Annotated in this window: 21 protein-coding genes; 12 read left to right on the top strand and 9 right to left on the bottom strand. The window is 60.9% G+C overall.

Translation table 11 applies throughout. From position 1 onward, the window contains the following. Positions 1–3 precede the first annotated feature (3 nt). Complete coding sequence (locus AC07V0_RS28750) at positions 4–2,655, top strand: DUF4118 domain-containing protein (RefSeq protein ID WP_064616702.1); 2,652 nt, start codon at positions 4–6, stop codon at positions 2,653–2,655. Positions 2,656–2,703: 48 nt separating this feature from the next. Further along, positions 2,704–3,402 carry a response regulator gene (locus AC07V0_RS28745; protein WP_086944657.1) on the top strand — a complete coding sequence of 233 codons (699 nt, stop codon included), beginning with the start codon at positions 2,704–2,706 and terminating at the stop codon, positions 3,400–3,402. A 49-nt stretch (positions 3,403–3,451) separates the two neighbouring features. Here the strand turns inward: AC07V0_RS28745 and AC07V0_RS28740 are convergent, their stop codons facing one another. Then, positions 3,452–4,501 carry a patatin-like phospholipase family protein gene (locus AC07V0_RS28740; RefSeq protein ID WP_018929812.1) on the bottom strand — a complete coding sequence of 350 codons (1,050 nt, stop codon included), beginning with the start codon at positions 4,499–4,501 and terminating at the stop codon, positions 3,452–3,454. Between the two features lie 219 nt (positions 4,502–4,720). Here AC07V0_RS28740 and AC07V0_RS28735 point away from each other — a divergent pair, with 219 nt between their 5' ends. The 3 genes from AC07V0_RS28735 to AC07V0_RS28725 all read left to right on the top strand — a co-directional run bounded on the left by AC07V0_RS28735 (position 4,721) and on the right by AC07V0_RS28725 (position 6,745). Then, complete coding sequence (locus AC07V0_RS28735) at positions 4,721–4,999, top strand: hypothetical protein (RefSeq protein WP_111454876.1); 279 nt, start codon at positions 4,721–4,723, stop codon at positions 4,997–4,999. A gap of 46 nt (positions 5,000–5,045) precedes the next feature. Further along, complete coding sequence (locus AC07V0_RS28730; protein ID WP_064616708.1) at positions 5,046–5,813, top strand: CHAD domain-containing protein; 768 nt, start codon at positions 5,046–5,048, stop codon at positions 5,811–5,813. Between the two features lie 134 nt (positions 5,814–5,947). Beyond that, the gene (locus AC07V0_RS28725) at positions 5,948–6,745 is read left to right on the top strand and encodes an acyl-CoA thioesterase (RefSeq protein ID WP_192350965.1); all 798 of its coding nucleotides are present in this window, start codon (positions 5,948–5,950) and stop codon (positions 6,743–6,745) included. Here AC07V0_RS28725 and AC07V0_RS28720 read toward each other — a convergent pair whose 3' ends face one another. The 3 genes from AC07V0_RS28720 to AC07V0_RS28710 all read right to left on the bottom strand — a co-directional run bounded on the left by AC07V0_RS28720 (position 6,746) and on the right by AC07V0_RS28710 (position 9,648). Further along, complete coding sequence (locus AC07V0_RS28720) at positions 6,746–7,114, bottom strand: Mpo1-like protein (protein WP_018929808.1); 369 nt, start codon at positions 7,112–7,114, stop codon at positions 6,746–6,748. 132 nt (positions 7,115–7,246) lie between these two features. Next, entirely contained in the window at positions 7,247–8,728 is a 1,482-nt protein-coding gene (locus AC07V0_RS28715; protein ID WP_495020126.1) for a methyl-accepting chemotaxis protein, read from the bottom strand. Between the two features lie 110 nt (positions 8,729–8,838). Continuing rightward, on the bottom strand, positions 8,839–9,648 hold the full coding sequence (locus AC07V0_RS28710) for a TatD family hydrolase (RefSeq protein ID WP_457327326.1): 810 nt from the start codon (positions 9,646–9,648) through the stop codon (positions 8,839–8,841). 237 nt (positions 9,649–9,885) lie between these two features. Here AC07V0_RS28710 and AC07V0_RS28705 point away from each other — a divergent pair, with 237 nt between their 5' ends. From AC07V0_RS28705 to AC07V0_RS28695, 3 genes are all read left to right on the top strand, one after another. Next, the gene (locus tag AC07V0_RS28705) at positions 9,886–11,307 is read left to right on the top strand and encodes an MltF family protein (protein ID WP_018929805.1); all 1,422 of its coding nucleotides are present in this window, start codon (positions 9,886–9,888) and stop codon (positions 11,305–11,307) included. Positions 11,308–11,410: 103 nt separating this feature from the next. After that, positions 11,411–11,845 (top strand): DoxX family protein, encoded by a 435-nt coding sequence (locus tag AC07V0_RS28700; protein ID WP_086944660.1) that lies wholly within the window; start codon positions 11,411–11,413, stop codon positions 11,843–11,845. 261 nt (positions 11,846–12,106) lie between these two features. Further along, complete coding sequence (locus AC07V0_RS28695; protein ID WP_007939981.1) at positions 12,107–12,415, top strand: hypothetical protein; 309 nt, start codon at positions 12,107–12,109, stop codon at positions 12,413–12,415. Between the two features lie 15 nt (positions 12,416–12,430). Here the strand turns inward: AC07V0_RS28695 and greB are convergent, their stop codons facing one another. The 3 genes from greB to AC07V0_RS28680 are packed head-to-tail and all read right to left on the bottom strand — an operon-like array spanning position 12,431 to position 16,175. Then, on the bottom strand, positions 12,431–12,928 hold the full coding sequence (greB, locus tag AC07V0_RS28690; RefSeq protein WP_457327325.1) for a transcription elongation factor GreB: 498 nt from the start codon (positions 12,926–12,928) through the stop codon (positions 12,431–12,433). 59 nt (positions 12,929–12,987) lie between these two features. After that, positions 12,988–15,492, bottom strand: coding sequence for an ABC transporter permease (locus AC07V0_RS28685; protein ID WP_495020125.1), 2,505 nt, complete (start codon positions 15,490–15,492; stop codon positions 12,988–12,990). Beyond that, the gene (locus AC07V0_RS28680) at positions 15,492–16,175 is read right to left on the bottom strand and encodes an ABC transporter ATP-binding protein (protein WP_007939984.1); all 684 of its coding nucleotides are present in this window, start codon (positions 16,173–16,175) and stop codon (positions 15,492–15,494) included. Before AC07V0_RS28680 ends, AC07V0_RS28685 begins: the two co-directional genes overlap by 1 nt. A 10-nt stretch (positions 16,176–16,185) precedes the next feature. Between AC07V0_RS28680 and AC07V0_RS28675 the strand changes: the two genes are divergently transcribed. From AC07V0_RS28675 to AC07V0_RS28665, 3 genes are all read left to right on the top strand, one after another. Then, complete coding sequence (locus AC07V0_RS28675) at positions 16,186–16,791, top strand: arylesterase (protein WP_018929801.1); 606 nt, start codon at positions 16,186–16,188, stop codon at positions 16,789–16,791. 56 nt (positions 16,792–16,847) lie between these two features. Further along, positions 16,848–17,141 carry a hypothetical protein gene (locus AC07V0_RS28670; RefSeq protein WP_007899882.1) on the top strand — a complete coding sequence of 98 codons (294 nt, stop codon included), beginning with the start codon at positions 16,848–16,850 and terminating at the stop codon, positions 17,139–17,141. A 132-nt stretch (positions 17,142–17,273) separates the two neighbouring features. After that, a complete protein-coding gene (locus AC07V0_RS28665) occupies positions 17,274–18,245 on the top strand; it encodes a L,D-transpeptidase family protein (protein WP_018929800.1) in 972 nt (323 codons plus the stop codon). Positions 18,246–18,368: 123 nt separating this feature from the next. On the opposite strand, the gene oprI is transcribed toward AC07V0_RS28665, so the two are convergent. Next, positions 18,369–18,620 (bottom strand): outer membrane lipoprotei OprI, encoded by a 252-nt coding sequence (gene oprI, locus AC07V0_RS28660; RefSeq protein ID WP_003172710.1) that lies wholly within the window; start codon positions 18,618–18,620, stop codon positions 18,369–18,371. Between the two features lie 629 nt (positions 18,621–19,249). On the opposite strand from oprI, the gene AC07V0_RS28655 reads away from it, so the two are divergent. Beyond that, positions 19,250–19,531 carry a GNAT family N-acetyltransferase gene (locus AC07V0_RS28655; protein ID WP_007939987.1) on the top strand — a complete coding sequence of 94 codons (282 nt, stop codon included), beginning with the start codon at positions 19,250–19,252 and terminating at the stop codon, positions 19,529–19,531. Positions 19,532–19,596: 65 nt separating this feature from the next. Here AC07V0_RS28655 and AC07V0_RS28650 read toward each other — a convergent pair whose 3' ends face one another. Next, positions 19,597–20,673: a 3-deoxy-7-phosphoheptulonate synthase gene (locus AC07V0_RS28650; RefSeq protein ID WP_018929799.1), complete on the bottom strand. Its 1,077-nt coding sequence runs from the start codon at positions 20,671–20,673 to the stop codon at positions 19,597–19,599. Positions 20,674–20,705: the final 32 nt, after the last annotated feature.

The following is a 20,705-nucleotide window of genomic DNA, read 5'->3' as shown; positions in this document are numbered from 1 at the left end:
CAGATGAGTGACTCCGGCCGCGCCGACGCGCTGTTAGCAGACCTGCCCCGCGATGGCCGCGGCCGGCTCAAGGTGTTCCTGGGCGCCGCTCCGGGGGTCGGCAAGACCTACGCCATGCTCCAGGCCGCCCACACTCAACTGCGCCAGGGCGTGAAAGTCCTGGCCGGGGTGGTCGAAACCCATGGCCGCGCCGAAACCGAAGCACTCCTCGCCGGTTTACCGCAGCAGCCGTTGGTGCGCTCGGAATACCGTGGCGTGATGCTCGAAGAAATGGACCTCGATGGCTTGCTCGCCGCCAAACCGAAACTGGTGCTGGTCGACGAACTGGCCCACACCAATGCCCCCGGCAGCCGTCACACCAAACGCTGGCAAGACATCCAGGAATTGCTGGCTGCCGGCATCGACGTGTTCACCACGGTCAACGTCCAGCATCTGGAAAGCCTCAACGATCAGGTGCGCGGTATCACCGGCGTACAGGTGCGTGAAACCCTGCCGGACTGGGTGTTGCAAGAAGCCTACGAACTGCTGCTGATCGACCTGCCGCCGCGCGAGTTGCTGGAGCGTCTGCGCGACGGCAAAGTCTACGTGCCGGAGCAGGCGCGGGCGGCCATCGATGCGTTCTTCACCCAGACCAACCTCACCGCCCTGCGCGAACTGGCGATGCAAACCGCTGCCGCTCAGGTCGATAACGATCTGGCGCAGGGGTATCGCCAGTTGGGGCAAGCGGCGCCAGCGGTGCGTGGTCGCTTGCTGGTGGGCGTCGATGGCGATGCGCAGGCCGAGCGTCTGGTGCGTCACGCCAGTCGCGTCGCCCAGCGGCGGCATCTGCCATGGAGCCTGGTGCATGTGGACAACGGCCGGGTGCGTGACGAACAGTCGCGCCTGCGCCTGCAAAGTGCCCAGCAACTGGCCGAACGCCTCGGTGGCGAAGTGGTGTTGCTGCGCGCCGGTGAGGTGGCGAAAACCCTGATCCAGCACGCCGCCGAACGTCGCGCCAGCCTGGTGCTGGTGGGCCAGTCACGCCAGCGTTTGCGTCGACGGTTGTTCGGCGGCGGTCTGGCGTCGCGCTTGCTGCGCGATGCTCGCGGGCTGGAAATCAACGTGCTCGACAGCGATCACGAACAGCATCAGCCACGTCAGCGTTCGGTGCAGTCGCTGGTGTGGTTCGACTACGCCTTGGCGCTGGTGGCGACGGTGCTCGCCAGTGCCCTGGCCTGGGCGGTGTCGAGCGTCTTGCCGCTGCCCAACATTTCGTTGGTGTTCCTTGCGGCGGTGTTGCTGGTGGCGGTGCGCAGCAGTCTTGGCCCAGCGCTGGCCTGTGCGGCGCTGTCGTTTCTGACTTATGACTTTCTGTTCATTCCACCGAAATTCTCATTTGCCATCCAGCGCGAAGAAGACGTGCTGACCTTGCTGTTCTTCCTGCTGATGGCGGCCCTGACCGGTAACCTTGCCGCGCGGCAACGGCGGCAACTGGAAGCCTTGCGCGACACTCAGGAAGAGACCAGCGAACTGCTCGACCTGTCGCGCAAACTCACCGCCGCCACCGACCGTCAGGCCGTGGTCAGCGCCGCGGCCCAGCATCTCAACGGCTGGAGCGACCTGAAACTGTGCCTGCTTAATCGCGATGGCCAGAGCGGCTGGAAAGTCGAAACCGGTGGGCCGCTGGAGTTTTCCGAGGCCGAGCGCGCCGCCGCCGATTGGGCCTGGCAACACGATCAACCGGCAGGCGCGGGCACCGGCACCTTACCGTTCGGACGTTGGTGGTGGTGGCCATTGTCGGTGGACGACGGGCCGCTGGCATTGCTCGGCGTGTGTGCCAAAGAAGGCCAGACCCTGAGTGGCCAGCGTCGGCGCTTGCTGACCGCGCTGAGCCAACCGTTGGCCCAGGCGTTGGCCCGGGCGCAACTGGCCGATGACCTTGAGGCCGCGCGCTTGCATGGCGAAACCGAACAGTTGCGCAGCGCGCTGCTGGCGTCGGTGTCCCACGATTTGCGCACGCCGTTGACCTCCATGCGCGGCAGCATCGACAGCCTGTTGGCACTGGGCGAGGCGATTCCGCTTGCGGACCGTCGCGAACTGCTCGAAGGCACCCGCGATGAAGCCGAACGGCTGGATCGCTACATCCAAAACCTGCTGGACATGACTCGCCTCGGTCACGGCGCCCTGAAGCTGGCGCGGGACTGGGTATCGCCAGCAGACATCGTCGGCAGTGCACTCAATCGTCTGCGCGCGGTGCTGGCGTCGTTGCACGTCGTGACCGAAGTGCCGGCCGAACTGCCGCTGCTCTATGTGCATGCCGCGTTGATCGAGCAAGCACTGGTCAATGTGCTGGAAAACGCCGCGCGTTTCTCACCGCCCCACGGACGTCTTGAATTGCGCGCCGGCGCCACTGACAGCGAGCTGTTTTTTTCGGTGAGCGATGAGGGGCCGGGGATTCCGGAAGAGGAACGGGCGAAGGTTTTCGACATGTTCTACACCGCTGCTCGTGGCGATCGTGGCGGGCAGGGTACGGGGTTGGGGCTGGCAATCTGTCAGGGTATGGTCGGTGCCCATGGCGGGCGGATCAGCGTCGCCGACGGCATCGAAGGGCGCGGCACCTGCATCACGCTGCACTTGCCGTTGCAGACTCAGCCGGGATTGGACAGTGAAGCCTGATCCCGCCTGCGCTACTCTCTTGCCACCTCTTTGTGTTGATGTGAATTCATGAGCCAGACCGCGACCATTTTGGTCATTGACGACGAACCGCAGATCCGTAAATTCCTGCGCATCAGCCTCGCCTCCCAAGGCTACAAAGTGCTGGAGGCCGGCACCGGCTCGGAAGGCCTGGCCCAGGCCGCATTGAACAAACCCGACCTGCTGGTGCTCGACCTCGGCCTGCCGGACATGGACGGCCAGCAGGTATTGCGCGAGTTTCGCGAGTGGTCGACGGTGCCGGTACTGGTGCTCTCGGTGCGCGCGAGTGAAGGGCAGAAAGTCCAGGCGCTGGATGGCGGCGCCAACGACTACGTGACCAAGCCGTTCGGCATCCAGGAGTTTCTCGCCAGGGTGCGCGCCTTGCTGCGTCAGGCGCCAACGGGTGAGGCCCAGGAAGCGGCGCTCAATTTCGGTCCGCTCACTGTCGACCTGGCTTATCGCCGGGTGCTATTGGACGGCGCCGAAGTGGCGCTAACGCGCAAGGAATATGCGGTGCTGGCGCAACTGGCGCGGCATCCGGGGCGGGTGATCACCCAGCAGCAATTGCTCAAGGACATCTGGGGCCCGACCCACACCGAGGACAGCCACTATCTGCGGATCGTAGTCGGGCATTTGCGGCAGAAACTGGCGGATGATCCGACTCAGCCGCGGTTCATCGTCACCGAGGCGGGGGTGGGGTATCGGTTGTTGAGTGAAGTCAGCCTTTAGTTCTGTTTATCGCTCCCACGATCTGCGTGGGAACGATCGTCAGTACGCTTTACCGCCAATCTTCATTGCGCTCACTCTCATACCGATCCAGTGTATCCCGGGCAATCTCCCGCCCCAGCGCGATCAACTCCGGCGCCTTGTAGAACTCGAAAAAACGGCACACCCGCTTGGGCACGTTGATCAGGATATCCGGTGGATACCCGGCAATCTTGTACTGCGCCAATGAGGTCTGCATTACCTCGAAACTCTGGTTGATCAGGTCCAGCAAAGATGCCGGCCCGACGTTGTCGATGATGAACGACCCGGTGGCGGATTTCGGTGCGCCGTCGCTTTCCGGGGCCGCCGCCGGTTGCTGGGCTTCGGGCTGGGCGGATTCGATCCACGGGTTGATCTCGGCCGCTTCTGCCATCAGCGCTTCCTTTTCGAGAAGCAGTAATTGCTCCGCCTGTTTGCGGCGGAAAGGCAGTTTCGAGCCCAGCGAGCTGATCAGGCTGTCGAAGCGGGTCTTGAATGCCGCCGGGCGCTGGATCACTGGCAGTTGATAATGACGCTGGTTGGTGGAGTTGAGGTTGACCGCGATGATCAGGTCGCAATGGCTCGACACCACCGGCACGATCGGCAACGGGTTGAGGATGCCGCCGTCCACCAGCATGCGGTTGCCCTGCATCACGGGGGTGAACAGGCTGGGGATCGCCGCCGACGCACGCATGGCCTGGTGCAGGCAACCTTCCTGGAACCAGATTTCCTGCTGGTTTGTGAGGTCCGTGGCCACGGCTGTGTAGGGGATGCGCAGGTCTTCGATATTGATCTCGCCGACGATCTTGCGGATCTGCCCGAAGACCTTCTCCCCGCGAATCGCGCCCAGGCGGAAGCTGACATCCACCAGACGCAACACGTCGAGGTAATCCAGGCTCTCGATCCAGTCGCGATAATCATCGAGTTTGCCGGCGGCATAGATCCCGCCGACCACCGCGCCCATGGAGCAACCGGCGATGCAGGCAATGTCGTAGCCACGCCGTTCGATCTCTTCAATGACGCCGATATGGGCGTAGCCCCGGGCACCGCCCGAGCCCAACACCAGTGCGACACGCTTTTTCATGAATCGACCTCTTTGACAAGGTTCAACAATGCACCCAACGAGGGGCACGCTTCAATCGCTATGGTCGTTCGACGGGAGCTGGCGTCGTTTTTTGACACTCAACGAAGGCGAGTCGGTATCCTCGCGAGCGCTATAGTTTCCACTGCGGGTCCAAGGCACTTTTCGCGCGCCAGAGCGGTCTTACCTGCACGACTGTCTACTATCTTTGAGGTGTGAGTGATGAAAGCCTGGATTTGTGTGCCTTTGATTGCGTTGGCGCTTGCCGGTTGTGCCGGTAAAACCGCTTACCGTGACAGCTGCGGTAGCCAGATCGACGCTGCCTGGCACGAACTGGATCTGGCCAAGGCCGAGGGTTTCGCCGGGACTGTCAGCTACTCCAAGGCGCTGTCGTTGCTGACCGGTGCCAAGACCCAGCAACAATTCGAAGCTTACGAAGGTTGTACCAGGAAGGCCGAGAAGGCCCGCTTCTACATTCGTGAGTCCCGCGCCGGCCGTTGAGGCATGATGGAGCGTACTCAGGGTAATTCGATTCAGGGAGTACGCGATGTCTGCCGTGGTTGATCGGTTGGTGGCTCAAGTATTGGGCCTGGAAGTCCGTTTGCTGGCCTGTCAGGCTCGCTTGAGTGCCCGCACCGATCCCGAAGCGCTGCACGATCTGCGCACCACCGTGCGCAGATTGCGCAGCCTGCTGCGACCCTTGCGCGGTTTGCCCGGGGTAGAACAACTGGAAGCAGCGTCGTCCCGGGTCGGCCAACTGACCACACCGTTGCGTGATCGTGAAGTGCTTGCAGCGTACTTGCTCCAGCACAATCAACCCGAGGCCGCGCACCGGCGCATGGCGCGGATGGCTGAGGCTTATCCCGCCGTGGCGATGAGCCCGGAGCTGACCCAGTTGTTGATGATCCTCGACGCCTTTCCGCGGTTCCTGCGGGCCTCCCAACGCCAGGGTTTGCTCAAGGGCTTGCGCCAGCGCATCGAAAAACGCCTGGCCAAACAATGGAAGAAACTCGACCAGGCCCTGCACGATCCCGCCCATGACCGCCATCGTCTGCGCCTGCTGATCAAGCGTGCGCGTTATGGCATCGAAGCTTATCCCGAACTGGATCGTTTGCCGGAAGCGGCCATGCCCAGGCTGAAGTCGGCTCAGGCTGCCTTGGGGGATTGGCACGACAGCTGGCAATGGCTGGCCCGCGCCAAGGAAGAGCCTGATTTGCAGCCATGTGTCGAAGTCTGGAAAACCACCATGGCCCAGGCCGAAGAGCGCGCCGACCGTGTTCTCGACAAACTCAGCCGAGCCTGCTTCAAATCCTGAAACCATCACGAATCCAATGTGGGTTCCAGCCGAGCACGGCCCATCTGTCAGTAATTTTGGCCGGAATAAGCGCTGTGCCGGCCTTGCGGGCTGGTTAAGATCGCTCCATCCATTTTCCAGTCTCTGAGGTTCCCATGCGCTTTTCCGATCTGCTCGACGCTGTTCGCAGCCAGCCGCAGGAAGTGTCTATTCCACCTGAGTGGGGCCAGGGGCGGGCGAGTTTTGGTGGTCTGATCGCCGCCTTGCAATACGAAGCCATGCGCGCAAAAGTCCCGGCGGATCGTCCGGTGCGCTCGCTGGCAATCACCTTTGTCGGCCCGGTCGAGCCCGATGTACCGGTCAGTTTTGAAGTCGACGTATTGCGCGAAGGCAAAGCCGTCAGCCAGGTGCTGGGCCGGGCGATGCAGAAGGGGCAGGTGGTGACGCTGGTCCAGGGCAGCTTCGGCGCTTCGCGAACCTCCGAAGTGGTGGTCGCGGCCAACCCGGCTCCTGAGATGAAGCATTGGGACGACTGTCAGGAACTGCCGTACATCAAAGGCGTGACCCCGGAATTCATGCGCTACCTGGCCATGCGCTGGAGTGTCGGTGGCATGCCGTTCACCGGTAACAAATCGCGGGACATGGGTGGTTGGGTACGCTTGCGCGGGGATGGGGAGGGCGAGTTGGTCAGCGAAGCCCATATCCTGGCGCTGGTCGACGCCTGGCCGCCGTCCTTGTTGTCGCATCTGAAGAAACCGGCGGCAGGCAGCACGCTCACCTGGACCATCGAATTCGTCCAGCCGTTGCTGGTGTTGAGTACGCTGGACTGGTGCAAGTACCTGGTGGACATCGAACATGCCGCTGACGGCTATGGGCACGCCGCCGCCAATCTCTGGAGCGAAGACGGTCAGTTGATCGCCATGAGTCGGCAGACCGTCACGATTTTCGCCTGATCAGCGATGGCGACGGTGGCGTTCGCGCCAGGCGCGCCACCAGCCGCCACTGAAGAAAAACCGGGGGAAGGTCAGGAACTGCTCGACCAGCAAGCGTGATACCGCGTCTTTGCGATCACTGAACGGCTCGGAGGCTTGCGCCTCCAGGCTATGACCGTGACGCTGCAGGCCCAGGGCGGCAATCAGGCCGATAATGCCAATCGCGAAGCTCGCCAGATCCAGGCTGAACACCCCCGAGACCATCAGCAAAAACGCCACGATGAACAGCGGCACGGCAATCAGGTGCAACACCAGATTGGTCGGGTGCTGGTGATTGTGCGGGTACAGGCGCCATTGCCAGGCGGGAAGGTTGGGGTGACGTTTGCCCATGATGCTTATCCTTGGTTCGTTGAGGCTCATGTACAAAGAATAGGTCGGGCGAAAGCCGTCGGCGAATCAAGGCTGGCTATCGGCGCGATAGGGGTCATGGTCGATATTCATGTTGACTGCCTTCGCGGGCCCTTAAAGCTTGAGCTGCCCGATGGCCTTGCTCAATTCCCCGGCCAACATCGCCAATTCATTGCTGGTAATCGCCGAGTTCACGGTCTGCTTCACGGTATTCTCGGTCACGTCGCGAATGCTCACCACGGCCCGATTCATCTCCTCCGCCACATGACTCTGCTGCTCGGCCGCCACTGCGATCTGCGTATTGCTTTCACGCATTTGCGCCACCGCACCGGTGATTTCAGCCAGGGCCACACTGGCTTCCTGGGCCTGTTGCATGCAGTCGTCCGCCTTGTACGAACTTTCCTGCATGAAATCCACCGCATCCCGAGTCCCGGCCTGCAGCGCTGAAACCATGGTGGTGATCTCGTCGGTGGACGTCTGGACCCGTTTGGCCAGGTTGCGCACCTCATCGGCGACTACCGCAAACCCTCGGCCCATTTCACCGGCCCGGGCCGCTTCGATGGCCGCGTTCAGGGCCAGCAGGTTGGTTTGTTCAGCGATGCTGTGAATCACGTTGACCACGCCGTTGATCTTCTGGCTGTCCTCGGCCAGGCGCTGAATCATCTCGGCGGTTTGCTGCACGCCGGTGGACAATCCGCCAATCGATTTTTGCACCCGAGTCACCACTTCCTGACCGCTGCCAGCCAGGGTGTCGGCGGTTTGCGAGAGGTCGCGGGTGGCGCCGGCATGTTGGGCAATGTGATGGACCGTGGCGGTCATTTCGTTGATCGCCGTGGCGGCCTGATCGGTTTCGCTTTGCTGGCCGAGCATGCCGTGACGCACTTCATTCATGCTCGCGGCCAGTCGCGCGGCGCCGACGTCCAGTTGCCGGGCGGTGCTGGCGACAGTGTTGACCACCCGCTGGTAGCCGGCCTGCATGGCATTGAAGGCGTTGGCCATCTGCCCGACTTCGTCCTTGCAGGCCAGGGGCACACGGGCCGACAGGTCACCGGTTTTCTCGACGTGGAGCATCACCTCTTTCAAGGTGTTGAGCTGGCTGAGCAGGAAGCGGATCAACAGTTGCGACGCGCCGAGCATCGCCAGCATCAGGATGAACACCGCTACCGCGTAGTGAGTGAAGCGCTCGCCGAACACCTGGCTCAGGCTCGGGCTGTAGGCAACGACCGCGACCTGTTGACCGTCGGGACGAGCGAACACCTCGGCACCCATCAACGGATTTTCCCCGAACAGCGGCATGGCATTGATTTGGACCCAACCGAGGGTATCGGTCAGTTCCAGAAGTGGTTGCCCGTTCAGTAAAGGCGCCTGCCCACGATTGAAGGTCAGCAGGTTGTCGGCCTTGGGCAGCGGCTGCCCGGCAGGCCAGGCATTGAGCAATCGTGCCTGGGCCTGGGCCGATACTTGCGCGGCGTGACTGCGGGCCTGTTGTTCGAGCTGCACGGCGTACAGCACCAGCAACAGGGTGGTGACAAAGGCGACGGCGTTGACTGCCCAGAATTTGTATTTCAGCGAGATATTGCTAAGCCAGGCACCCATGGAGGTCTTCTCTGATAGCGGAAACAGTTTTGGCAAGGTGCCATTATTGTGCCGCTACTCAGTGCGTCGAATCTTGATATGGGTCAATGACCGCCACGGTTCTCAAGTGGTTACTGGGGGATCGAGGGCAACCCGAAAAACGCCCGGGCGCTGGCGGTGCTGTGGGCGGCGAGATCTTCCATGCTTTCCCTGCGATGCAACGCCACTTCACGCAACACTTCAGTCAGATACGCTGGCTCGTTGCGACCGTTCTTCGGCTTGGGGCGCAAGCTGCGGGGCAGCAGATACGGCGCGTCGCTCTCCAGCATCAGGCGCCCGCGTTTAATCTCCTTGACCAACGGATGCAGGTGCGTGCCCCGGCGTTCGTCGCAGATCCAGCCAGTGATGCCGATGTGCAAATCCAGATCGAGATAGCTGAACAGCGCCTTCTTTTCTCCGGTGAAGCAGTGCACCACGGCGGCCGGCAACCGGTCGCGGTAATCGTGCAGGATCTCCAGCAGTCGTTGACTGGCGTCGCGCTCATGCAGGAACACCGGCAGTTGCAGTTCGACCGCCATTGCCAGATGTTCTTCTAGGACTTTTTCCTGTTGCGGGCGGGGCGAGAAATCACGATTGAAATCGAGGCCGCATTCACCCACGGCCACTACGTTCGGCTCCTTGAGCAAACTGCGCAGACGCTGGGCGCTGTCGGCGTTCCAGTCGCTGGCTGAATGCGGGTGAATGCCGGCGGTAGCGAACAGTCGTTGAGCGCTTTCGTCCAGTTGCCGGCACAGTTCCAGCGCCTGTTCGCTGCCCTCGACGCTGGTCCCGGTAAGCACCAGTTGGCAGACCCCGGCAGCGTAGGCTCGGTCGAGTACAGCCTGGTGTTTGTCGGCAAAACTGGGGTTGGTCAGGTTGACGCCGATATCGATGAGTTGCATGGTGCTACCTCGGACCAAAGGCCGGAAAGCATATCAGAGCTGTAGATTTATAAGAAAAACCAAGAACTACAACGAGTTAAAGCTGTCTGTTGAGGCCGCGAGGCAGGTCGGGGTTGGTAGATTTGCCATCACTGTGCCACTCTCTCGCACTTTATCAGCGCTTCAAGCGCTCTGTTTCTGTTGCCCGATGTCATGAAATCTCTCATGAGGTTGGCCAGTATTCTTTCCGGAGAGTGGATGACACGTCCCTCGGTTTTGTTACTGCTGTGTTGTTCGTTGCTGCTGCCGATGCCGGCGGTTGCGCGTCTGGCCGGGCCGTTGCAAGCCGTACCGGCAGCCAAGGTCCGCGACCTGGCGGAGATTCGCAGTAGCCGTGTGCTGCGGGTGCTGGTCAACCAGAGCCGCAACAGCTCCGGCGAAGTTCAGGGCCAGGCCATCGGCGTCGAATACCACCGCCTGCGGGCTTTCGAGCAATACCTTAATGGCCACGCCCGTGACGGCCAGGAAATCACCCTCAAGATCATTCCCAAAGCCAAGGATCAACTGCTCGGCGCGTTGCAGCGCGGGGAGGGCGATCTGGTCGCGCCGGGGGAATTGCTTGATCCGCAATCGGGGCACGCGGTCAGCACCAGTGAGCCGATTGCCAGCGACGTGCCGTTACTGCTGGTGGGGATCAAAGGCGAACGGCGTTACACCCACCTTGAACAACTCTCGGGTAAAACCCTCGCGCTGCCCACCGGTAGTGCTGCCGGGGATGCGGTCAGCCAGATCAATCAGAAGCTCGCGCTGCACAAACTGCCCCCGGTGAAGATCGAGTGGGTCGACCCAAGCCTGGCCGTCGAGGACGTACTGGAAATGGTCCAGGGCGGGATCTTCCATCTGACCATCGTCGAGCAACCGATCGCCGAGCGCTGGGGCAAGATCCTGCCCAAGTTGCGCTTCGATCGACAGGTCCTCATCCGTGAGCCGGGCGAGGAATACTGGTTCGTACGCCGCGACGCCTCGATGCTGCGGGCGAGCATCGACCGTTTCTTGACCACCTACAAACAACCGTCGGACCAGGATGCGGCGTTCCTGCGGATCTACCGGCGCCTGTATCAAGTGCACTATCCCTTGGCCAAGGCCGATCGTCAGCGCCTGGAAAAACTTCGACCGGTGCTGCAAAAACACGCTCAAGCCCAGGACATGGACTGGCTGAACCTGGCAGCGCTGGCCTTCAAGGAATCGGCGTTGCAACCCTCCGCCAGAAATGGCGGTGGCCCCACCGGCCTTATGCAAATAACACCTTCGGCCGCCCAACGGGTTGGCGTCAGTGACATTCAGAATCTCGATGCCAATGTGCAGGCCAGCGCCAAGTACCTGGCGATGATCCGCCGCAAATTCTTTGCCAGCCCCAAACTCAACGAGCGCGAACGGATGGCGTTCGTGCTGGCGGCCTACAACATGGGACCGGAGCGGGTCCAGGGCATGCGGGCCGAGGCTCGGCGGCGCGGCCTGAATCCTAATCAGTGGTTTTTCCAGGTTGAGCGCATCGCCATGGAGCAGGTGGGAATGGGGGCTGTCAGCTATGTTAATAGCGTGAACAAGTATTACCTGGCGTTCGATCGGGAGCGGGAATCGTTGGAGCCTCAGGGGCAGAAAGTTGCCTTACGTAAATGATCGACTAATCTGATTGTTATGGTGCGTTTTTTGCGCTTTTAACATGAGATAAACCGATTAATATGGCGACCAACCAACACACTCTCACAATGGATGACACAGCATGAGCACACTGATCAACAAGGTACTGTCTACCCGCGCTGGCTACGGCCTGACGATTCTGCGGATTTTCGTCGGCATCATCTTCGCGGCCCACGGCTCACAGAAACTCTTCGGGGCATTCGGCGGCTACGGCATTGCCGGCACCGCGCAGTACATGGAAAGCATTGGATTGGCGCCCGGTCACCTGATGGCAATCCTGGCTGGTGGTACTGAATTCTTCGGCGGTCTGGCGCTGATCATCGGCCTGCTGGCACGTCCGGCGGCGTTGGGGCTGACCTTCCTCTCGCTGGTTGCGATTTTCTCGGTGCACATCAGCAACGGTCTGTTCATGGCCAACAACGGTTATGAATTCGCCCTGGCCTTGCTCGGTGGCAGCCTCGCAGTGCTGATCGAAGGCGCAGGCAAGCTCTCGGTCGACCGCGCCATCTCCGACTGACCGCTCTGACTCAACAAAAAGGCCCGCGCAGTGTGATGCACTGTGCGGGCCTTTTTTTGTTGCTGGCGATTCTTGACACTGTCCGGTCAGCTTCTCTAGGATGCTGCTCATGCGCCGATTTAAACAGCTACTTGCGGGGCGCCAGGTGACTCATTCAGTTGCCGATAGAAGCTTGAAACAGGCTTCGAAATACCGCTAAAGCGCTGGTTCGGTGTTGCCTCTCACCTGCCATGCAGACTTTTGAGGCAGAGACACGACACAATGAATGCATTGAACCCCGTTGTACGCCCCGCGCCGATTACGGCACATCTCACCCAGCGCAATCCAAAAATCCTGCTTGGCGGTAAACATCAGCCGACGCTGTTGCGTTACCTCGATGGCTGGCCACGTCGCACCGGCGGTCCGGCAGCATTCCTGATCCAGTTTGTCGAAGATGGCGAGTCGCTGGAGCGCTTCGCGACAGACAGTTTCGATCTGGCGGTGATTCAGGCACCCAGCGCCGAGGACGCGCCTGAAGTGATCAGGCAACTGACCCGCGTCGCGCGCCAAGGGCTGATTGCCCGCTGCTGAGGCTAGCACCGTGGCTCAAAAATAGTCGATTGCCACGATATACACGCACTGCTCACCGGTTGGTGTCTGCACTCGCACTTCGGCGTCCAGTGCCTTGCCGATCAAGGCGCGGGCCAGCGGTGAGTCGATGCTGATCAGGCCTAGCTTCAGGTCCAGCTCATCCGGGCCGACGATGCGATAGCGCGACTCTTTGCCGTCCTCGTCTTCGATCGTGACCCAGGCGCCAAAGTAGACCTTGTTCGGATCGCTGGGCTTTTCACTGATCACCTTGAGCGCTTCCAACCGTTTGGTGAGAAAGCGCACACGGCTATCGATCTCGCGCAGCATCTTTTTGCCGTAGGTATATTCGGCGTTTTCCGAGCGATCGCCCTGGGCCGCCGCCTCGCTGACCGATTGCGTCACTTGCGGTCGGCGCACATGCCAGAGCTCATGAAACTCGGCGCGCATCCGCGCTTCACCTTCGGGGGTGATCAGCGCGGTGCCGGCGGTGCGGGGAGGGCGATAACGGCTCATGGCGACTTCTTGTGGTTGAGTTCTTGAATCGGGTTTTTAAACAAGCGTACTTGAGTTTATCAACCCTCGCGCAAGACTGTCAGCGGGCTGGCGTTCAAGGCGCGGCGCGTGCCGAATACACCGGCACCGCCGATCAGCGCCGCGCCGATCAGCGGCATGACCAGCAGCCATGGATGCGGATGCCAGGGCAGATCGAAGGCGTAGCGGTAGAGCACCAGGCTCACCAGTTCCGAGCCCAATGCCGCCAACAGCCCGCTGACCGCGCCGAGCAAACCGAACTCGATTCGCCGGGCCCTGACCAGCAACTGCCGTTCGGCGCCCAGCGCTCGCAGCAACGCGCCTTGGCGAATACGTTCATCGAGGGTGGCCTGCAAGCCGGAGAACAATACCGCCATCCCCGCCGCCAACACGAACAACAGCACGTACTCCACTGCCAGGGTCACTTGCGCGAGAATGCTGCGCAATTGCTCCAGCAACGCTTCGACTTGCAGGATGGTCACCGCTGGAAAACTGCGGGACAGGTCGACGATCTGCTGGTCGTGACCGGGTGCCAGATAGAAACTGGTCAGGTAGGTCGCCGGCAAATCCTTCAAGGTGCCGGGTTGGAAGATCATGAAAAAGTTCGGCTGGAAGTTGTCCCAGTTGATCTCCCGCAGGCTGGTGACTTTCGCCTCCCGATTGACCCCGCCAACGCTAAACACCATGTGATCGCCGAGCTTGAGCTTGAGGCTTTCGGCAACTTTGCCTTCCACCGAAACACCGGGTAGTTCATCCGCCGGTTGCTGATCCCACCAGTTGCCGGCGGTGAGCTTGTTGCCCGCCGGCAGGTCCGCCGCCCAGGTCAGGCTCAGGTCGCGTTGAATGGCCCGGTCACCGGCCGAGTCCTTGCTGACGATCTCCTGCACCGGTTTGCCATTGATGCTGATCAGCCGTCCCGGCACCACCGGGTACAGCGGTGCCGATTGTGCTGACAGCTCCATCAACCGATCGCTGAAGGCTTGTTTGTCCGCCGGCAGAATGTTCAGGGCGAAATAGTTCGGGGCATTTTTCGGCAACTGGTTTTGCCAGGTGTCGAGCAGCTCGCCACGCAGCAAAGCGATCAACGCCATCGACAGCAGAATCAAGCCGAAGGCCAGGGATTGACCCGCCGCCGCCAGTGGATGGCGCAACAGTTGGCCCAACCCCAGACGCCATGGCAATGAGGCGAGGGCCAGCATCCGGCGCAGGCTCTTGAGCAGCAGCAAGAGCAAACCGCCAAGCACCAGTGCCGCGATCACGCCGCCGCCGAGCAGGGCGAAAGTCAGCACCAGGTCCAGGCTCAAACGCCACATGATCAGGCCGAGGGCGCCCAACGCCGCGCCATAGACCATCCAGGTGCTGGAGGGAATCGGTAGCAAGTCCCGGCGCAATACCCGCAGCGGTGGGACTCGCCCCAAAGCGGCCAACGGCGGCAGGGCGAAACCGGCCAGCGCGACCAGCCCGGTGCCGATCCCCGCAATGGCCGGCAACAGGCCTCCCGGTGGAACGTCAGTCGGCAGTAAATCATGCAGCAGCGCAAACAGCCCGAGCTGCGCCAGCCACCCAAGCAGGGCGCCGCTGATGCTGGCGAGCAGTCCGAGAACTGTCAGTTGCAGACTGAACAGCACCATGGTTTCCCGGCGGGACAGGCCCAGACAGCGCAGCAATGCACTGGCATCGAATCGGCGGGTGGCGAAGCGTGTCGCCGACAACGCCACCGCCACGCCGGACAGCAGCACCGCTACCAGGCTGGCCATGTTCAAGTAACGTTCGGCCTTGCCCAAGGCACCGCCGATCTGCCGATTGCCATCGCGGGCATCCTGGATGCGCTGGTTGGCGGCCAGGCCTGGCTTGATCAATTGACGATAGGTTTCCAGCGCCTGGGCGTTGCCGCGCCAGAGTTCGCGGTAACTGACCCGGCTGCCGGGTTGCACCACGCCGGTCGCCTCGAGGTCGCTGAGATTGATCAGCACCCGTGGCGTCAGGCTGTAGAAGTTGCCGGCGCGATCCGGTTCGTAGGTCAGCACCCGCGCCAGTTTCAGGGTTTTCATGCCGACATCGATGCTGTCGCCGATCTTCAAGTCCAGCGCACTCAGCAGTCGCGCTTCAACCCAGGCTTCGCCGGGTTTCGGACCGCCCCCGGGCGCTTCCTGCGCGAACGGCGCGGGGGCGCTTTTCAGTTCGCCGCGCAACGGGTAGACGTCATCGGCGGCTTTGATGCTGGACAGCTGAATACCGTTGTCGGTGGCAATGACACTGGAAAATTCCACCACCTGAGCATGTTCAAGGCCCAGCTCGATGCCACTATTGATCTGTTCCGGCCGCGCCGGCGAACTGCCTTCCAGCAACAGGTCGGCGCCGAGAAACTCGGTGGCGCGCAGCATCATGGCGCCGTTCAGGCGGGCGCCGAAGTAACCGATGGCGGTACTCGCCGCCACGGCCACCAGCAAGGCGAAGAACAACACGCGCAACTCACCGGCGCGGGCATCGCGCAGCAGTTGGCGAATGGCGAGACTGAACAGGCGCAACAGCGGCAGGCGTGCCATCAAGGCTCCAGAGGGGCGACCAGCAGGCCGGCTTCAAGGCGGATCAGGCGCCGGCAGCGATGTGCCAGGCGTTCGTCATGAGTTACCAGCACCAGGGTGGTGCCGCGTTCCTTGTTGAGTTCGAATAGCAGATCGCTGATGCGCTCGCCAGTGTGGCTGTCGAGGTTGCCGGTGGGCTCATCGGCGAACAACACATCGGGCTCGGCGGCGAAGGCACGGGCAATCGCCACACGCTGCTGTTCGCCACCGGAGAGCTGGCGCGGCGAGTGGGTCAGGCGTTGACCCAGGCCGACCCGTTGCAACAGCTCGGTGGCGCGCTCACGGGCGTCTTTGCGGCCATCGAGTTCCAGCGGCAGCATGACGTTTTCCAGGGCGTTGAGGCTGTCGAGCAGTTGAAAGGATTGGAAGACAAACCCCACGTGCTCGGCGCGAATGCGCGCGCGCTGGTCTTCGTCGAGATTGCTCAGGCCTTGGCCGGCGAGAGTGACTTCGCCGCTGCTCGGCAGGTCGAGGCCGGCAAGCAGACCGAGGAGGGTGGATTTGCCGGAACCGGAGGCGCCGACAATGGCCAGGCTATCGCCCTTGTTCAGTTCCAGGCTGAGTTCGTGCAGGATAGTCAGTTCACCTTCCGCGCTGGGAACCACTTTGCTGAGGTTCTTCGCGGTGAGAATGCTTGCGCCCATGGAGAATCCGATGCGTGTGTGGTTTTTGAGTGCTGGCCTGGCCTTGATGTGCATGGCCCAGAACGCAGCGGCGGGTACAGTCCTGATCGTTGGCGATAGTATCAGCGCCGGTTTCGGCCTGGATACCCGGTTGGGGTGGGTGTCATTGCTCGAGCAACGGCTCAAGCACGAAGGTTTCGACGATAAGGTGGTCAATGCATCCATCAGTGGCGACACCAGTGCCGGAGGCCGGGCACGCCTGCCGGCGCTGCTTGCAGAGCATAAGCCTGAGCTGGTTATCCTCGAGTTGGGGGGCAATGACGGACTGCGCGGAATGCTGCCAACACAATTGCAACAAAATCTTGCATCGATGATCGACAGCTCCCGCGCCAGTGGTGCCAAGGTACTGCTGCTGGGCATGCAGTTGCCGCCCAACTACGGTGCGCGTTACACCCAGGCATTTGCCGAGGCTTTCACCAAGGTGGCCGACGAGAAAAAAATCCCGCTGGTGCCGTTTTTTCTCGACGGCGTGGGCGGTCATCCAGACCTGATGCAATCCGACGGCCTGCACCCGGCGGCGGGGGCTCAGGGCAAGTTGCTGGAAAATGTCTGGCCGACACTGAAACCGCTGCTTTGACGCTTTTCTAGCGGCGGCGTTTCGGCTAAGGTGGCGCCCCCGATTTGGAGGCCCCGATGCCGCGTCCCGCCTGGTCCCTTTTTGCCTATCAACTGATCGAGCCTGACGAACAGCTGGATCTGTTCGCCTGCCAGGAAGTGCGGGTGCATCTGGTGACCCGTCAGCTGGAGCTGGGTGGTTCGGCGGACCGAACCCTGTGCGGCAGCCTGTTGCCGGCGCAACCACGCTGGTCGAGCGTCGATCGCACGGTCTTCCAGGACCAGCGCCTGTGCTCGCTGTGCCGGGCCATTCTGGAATCGCAAAAACGCGGCACTTCGCCGATCTGGCCTGAGTTGCGGTTCGAGCTGTAGCTCCCTTGCCACAGGAAAGCTTCCACCACAGGTAATCCCCCTCGCCGCAGGTCTTGCATCTCCCCGAAATAACGGGCGGCGGTGTACAATCGGGTTTTTATACCCTTGTCGATCATGCGAAGGATTTTCCGGATGTTGCCGCGCTTTCCCGCCGTCACCCGCTGCCTGTCTCTTGCTGCGCTCTGCGTGGCGGGTCCCGTTGCAGCATTGGAGTTGCCCCTGCCACCACCCGGTGAAGACATTGTCGGCCAGGTGCAAGTGATCAAGGCCAAATACGAAGACACCTTCGCCGACCTTGGCACCACCTACGACCTGGGCTATTTGGAAATGGTCGCGGCCAACCCTGGCGTCGATCCATGGCTGCCGGGCGCCGGTACCGAAATCGTCCTGCCGACGCGCTTCATCCTGCCACCTGGCCCGCGTGAAGGCATCGTCATCAATCTGGCTGAATACCGCCTCTACTACTACCCGAAAGGCCGGAACGTGGTGTACACCTTCCCGCTGGGTATCGGCCGTGAAGGCTGGGGTTCGCCGATTGCCCACACCAGCATCGTCGCCAAGACGCCGAACCCGACCTGGACCCCTCCAGCGTCGATCAAGGCTGAGCACGCCGCCGATGGCGACCCACTGCCGAACGTAGTGCCGGCCGGCCCGGATAACCCGCTGGGGCCATTCAAATTCACCCTGGGCACTCCGGGGTACCTTATCCACGGTTCGAACAAGAAGTTCGGCATTGGCATGCGTACCAGCCACGGTTGCTTCCGCATGTTCAACAACAACGTGCTGGAAATGGCCAGCATGGTGCCGGTAGGGACGTCGGTTCGCATCCTCAACGATCCGTACAAGTTCGGCCTCAGTGGCGGCAAGGTTTATCTGGAAGCGCACACGCCGCTGGATGACAAGGGCAACCCTTCGGTGGTCGACAAGCACACCGCCGTGATCAATGCGATGCTCAAGCGTGAGGACATCACCAACAACTTGCGCATGAACTGGGATGTAGTGCGCGACGTGGTCGCCGCTGAGGATGGCCTGCCGGTGGAAATCGCCGTGCCGAATACGTCGGCACCGATGGTCTCGAGTGCGCCGATCGACCTGCAGCAGTAACGCGTTAAAGCAACCCGCCGATGCAGGCCGCATCGGCGGGTTTTTTATGGCCTGCAGAAACCTCAGGCAATAAAAAAGCCGACCCAAAAAATGGATCGGCTTGATAACAATCCCGAAGGATTATTACTTGCGGCTAGCTTTTTCCAGCATGCGCAGAGCACGCTCGTTAGCTTCGTCAGCAGTCTGTTGTGCTTTTTGAGCAGCAGCCAGAGCTTCATCAGCTTTACGGTAAGCTTCGTCTGCACGAGCTTGGGAGCGAGCTGCTGCGTCTTCAGTAGCAGTCAGACGTGCTTCAGTTTCTTTCGATACGCTGCTGCAACCGGTAGCCAGAACTGCGGCCAGAGCCAGAGCAGAGAATTTCAGAACGTTGTTCATCGTGTTCCCCTTCAAGGACTTTCTATTAAGTAGCTGTCTCCTCAGAGTGAGGAAATAGCCGGCGTACATACTACCCATTACTTGTAGTAAGTAAACTGACGTAGCGCAAGAAGCAAAAAAAATTGTAGGCGTTGATTCTTTTTCGAGCAACTTTTAACTGCGTTGTATAAAAAATATCCAGCTACGAGGCCCGAACTGAGCGAGCCGTTGGGAAAAAGTTCCCTGGCCCGGCGGCTGTTTTTTGGTCTTGCCCAAAGTCCGTCTAGATGGGTTTGTCTACACTTGTGTTCGAATTTTGCGCAGCCGCTCGCATATCTTTATCCATGTTGAGGTGACTTAAACAAAGGGCGCTCGTCTTAAGTCTCAATATCCGGCAATGTTCAGGCTTTGACCCGTTCGGTCGAGCCGTTCCTGCGTAATCCGCGGCAACACCCGCCACCCGATGCACAATGACGAGCGTCCCTTGAGCATTTTTGCCAATGGTGCCTACTATTTGATACGTGCTCGGTTGCGCGAGATTGGTGCGGCTCTCTCGGTGTCCATTCAGGCACGGGGTGGCGTAGTTGTTCCTTCGCCGGAAAAACATCGGTAAGGTAGGGGTCAGAATTAAAGACCCGCGAGGAGTAGTGATGAGCGAGGCGTTGTCCATCCACCATGACCAGGCTGGTCATCAGTTCGAGACCACTGTGGACGGTTATCGTGCCTACCTGACCTATATGGATCTGGGAAAACAGACCCTGGATATTTATCGCACTTTTGTGCCCAACGCGTTGCGTGGTCGCGGCATTGCGGCGGCTTTGACCGAGCAGGCGCTGCAATACGCTGATGAAATGGGCTACACGGTGATTCCATCGTGCTCCTACGTGGAGCGCTACATGGAGCGTCATCAGCGGCATGCTGCCAAGCTGTGAGCAAAACCAACGCATAAAAAAACGCCAGGTTCAAACCTGGCGTTTTTTTATGCGCGAAACGGCGATCAGCTGCGATTGCGTTTAGGCAACACGTCCTTGAGCTTGGCATGCATGCTGCGCAAGGTGTTTTCAGTGGCAGTCCAATCGATACAGGCATCGGTGATCGACACGCCGTATTGCAGGTCGGCGAGGTCTTTCGGGATTGCCTGGCAGCCCCAGTTCAAGTGGCTCTCGACCATCAGGCCGATGATTGACTGGTTGCCTTCGAGGATCTGGTTGGCGACGTTCTCCATCACCAGCGGTTGCAGGGCCGGATCCTTGTTGGAGTTGGCGTGGCTGCAATCGACCATGATGTTCGGCTTGATGTTGGCCTTTTTCAGCGCTTGCTCGCAGAGCGCGACGCTGACCGAATCGTAGTTCGGCTTGCCGTTGCCACCGCGCAGTACCACGTGACCATAGGCGTTGCCCTTGGTGGTGACGATCGATACGCCACCTTCCTGGTTGATGCCCAGGAAACGGTGTGGGCTGGAAACCGATTGCAGGGCGTTGATGGCCACCGTCAGGCCGCCATCGGTGCCGTTCTTGAAGCCGACGGCCGAAGACAGGCCGGAAGCCATTTCACGGTGCGTCTGGGATTCGGTGGTGCGTGCGCCGATAGCCGACCAGCTGATCAGGTCCTGCAAGTATTGCGGGGAGATCGGGTCGAGGGCTTCGGTTGCGGTCGGCAGGCCCATCTCGGCCAGGTCCAGCAGCAACTGACGACCGATGTGCAGGCCATCCTGAATCTTGAACGAGTCGTCCAGGTACGGATCGTTGATCAAGCCTTTCCAGCCAACAGTGGTGCGTGGCTTCTCGAAATACACGCGCATGACCAGATACAGGGTATCGGACACTTCGGCCGCGAGCACTTTCAGGCGCTCGGCGTATTCGTGGGCAGCCTTGATGTCATGGATCGAGCACGGCCCGATCACGACGAACAGGCGGTGGTCGGTGCCATCAAGAATGTTGCGAATGACTTCGCGGCCCTTGGTGACGGTGCGCAGGGCAGCGTCGCTCAGAGGGATATCACGCTTGAGCTGATCGGGAGTGATCAGGGTCTCGTTGGAGGCGACGTTTAGGTCGTTGATCGGTAAATCAGCCATCGTTTACTCGTCAGGTCACGGGTGCCGGCCGC

Source organism: Pseudomonas sp. GW821-FHT01E10 (assembly GCF_059422365.1).
This window is presented reverse-complemented; position numbering and strand designations above follow the sequence as displayed.

Excerpts from the sequence above, each read along its gene's own strand:
- AC07V0_RS28695 (WP_007939981.1), top strand. The coding sequence starts at position 12,107 with ATGAATGCATTGAACCCCGTTGTACGCCCCGCGCCGATTACGGCACAT.
- AC07V0_RS28735 (WP_111454876.1), top strand. The coding sequence starts at position 4,721 with ATGAAAGCCTGGATTTGTGTGCCTTTGATTGCGTTGGCGCTTGCCGGT.
- AC07V0_RS28740 (WP_018929812.1), bottom strand. The coding sequence starts at position 4,501 with ATGAAAAAGCGTGTCGCACTGGTGTTGGGCTCGGGCGGTGCCCGGGGC.
- AC07V0_RS28700 (WP_086944660.1), top strand. The coding sequence starts at position 11,411 with ATGAGCACACTGATCAACAAGGTACTGTCTACCCGCGCTGGCTACGGC.
- AC07V0_RS28745 (WP_086944657.1), top strand. The coding sequence starts at position 2,704 with ATGAGCCAGACCGCGACCATTTTGGTCATTGACGACGAACCGCAGATC.
- AC07V0_RS28715 (WP_495020126.1), bottom strand. The coding sequence starts at position 8,728 with ATGGGTGCCTGGCTTAGCAATATCTCGCTGAAATACAAATTCTGGGCA.
- AC07V0_RS28710 (WP_457327326.1), bottom strand. The coding sequence starts at position 9,648 with ATGCAACTCATCGATATCGGCGTCAACCTGACCAACCCCAGTTTTGCC.
- greB (WP_457327325.1), bottom strand. The coding sequence starts at position 12,928 with ATGAGCCGTTATCGCCCTCCCCGCACCGCCGGCACCGCGCTGATCACC.
- AC07V0_RS28720 (WP_018929808.1), bottom strand. The coding sequence starts at position 7,114 with ATGGGCAAACGTCACCCCAACCTTCCCGCCTGGCAATGGCGCCTGTAC.
- AC07V0_RS28750 (WP_064616702.1), top strand. The coding sequence starts at position 4 with ATGAGTGACTCCGGCCGCGCCGACGCGCTGTTAGCAGACCTGCCCCGC.
- AC07V0_RS28665 (WP_018929800.1), top strand. The coding sequence starts at position 17,274 with ATGTTGCCGCGCTTTCCCGCCGTCACCCGCTGCCTGTCTCTTGCTGCG.
- AC07V0_RS28730 (WP_064616708.1), top strand. The coding sequence starts at position 5,046 with ATGTCTGCCGTGGTTGATCGGTTGGTGGCTCAAGTATTGGGCCTGGAA.
- AC07V0_RS28670 (WP_007899882.1), top strand. The coding sequence starts at position 16,848 with ATGCCGCGTCCCGCCTGGTCCCTTTTTGCCTATCAACTGATCGAGCCT.
- AC07V0_RS28725 (WP_192350965.1), top strand. The coding sequence starts at position 5,948 with ATGCGCTTTTCCGATCTGCTCGACGCTGTTCGCAGCCAGCCGCAGGAA.
- AC07V0_RS28655 (WP_007939987.1), top strand. The coding sequence starts at position 19,250 with ATGAGCGAGGCGTTGTCCATCCACCATGACCAGGCTGGTCATCAGTTC.
- AC07V0_RS28650 (WP_018929799.1), bottom strand. The coding sequence starts at position 20,673 with ATGGCTGATTTACCGATCAACGACCTAAACGTCGCCTCCAACGAGACC.
- AC07V0_RS28685 (WP_495020125.1), bottom strand. The coding sequence starts at position 15,492 with ATGGCACGCCTGCCGCTGTTGCGCCTGTTCAGTCTCGCCATTCGCCAA.
- AC07V0_RS28680 (WP_007939984.1), bottom strand. The coding sequence starts at position 16,175 with ATGGGCGCAAGCATTCTCACCGCGAAGAACCTCAGCAAAGTGGTTCCC.
- oprI (WP_003172710.1), bottom strand. The coding sequence starts at position 18,620 with ATGAACAACGTTCTGAAATTCTCTGCTCTGGCTCTGGCCGCAGTTCTG.
- AC07V0_RS28705 (WP_018929805.1), top strand. The coding sequence starts at position 9,886 with ATGACACGTCCCTCGGTTTTGTTACTGCTGTGTTGTTCGTTGCTGCTG.
- AC07V0_RS28675 (WP_018929801.1), top strand. The coding sequence starts at position 16,186 with ATGCGTGTGTGGTTTTTGAGTGCTGGCCTGGCCTTGATGTGCATGGCC.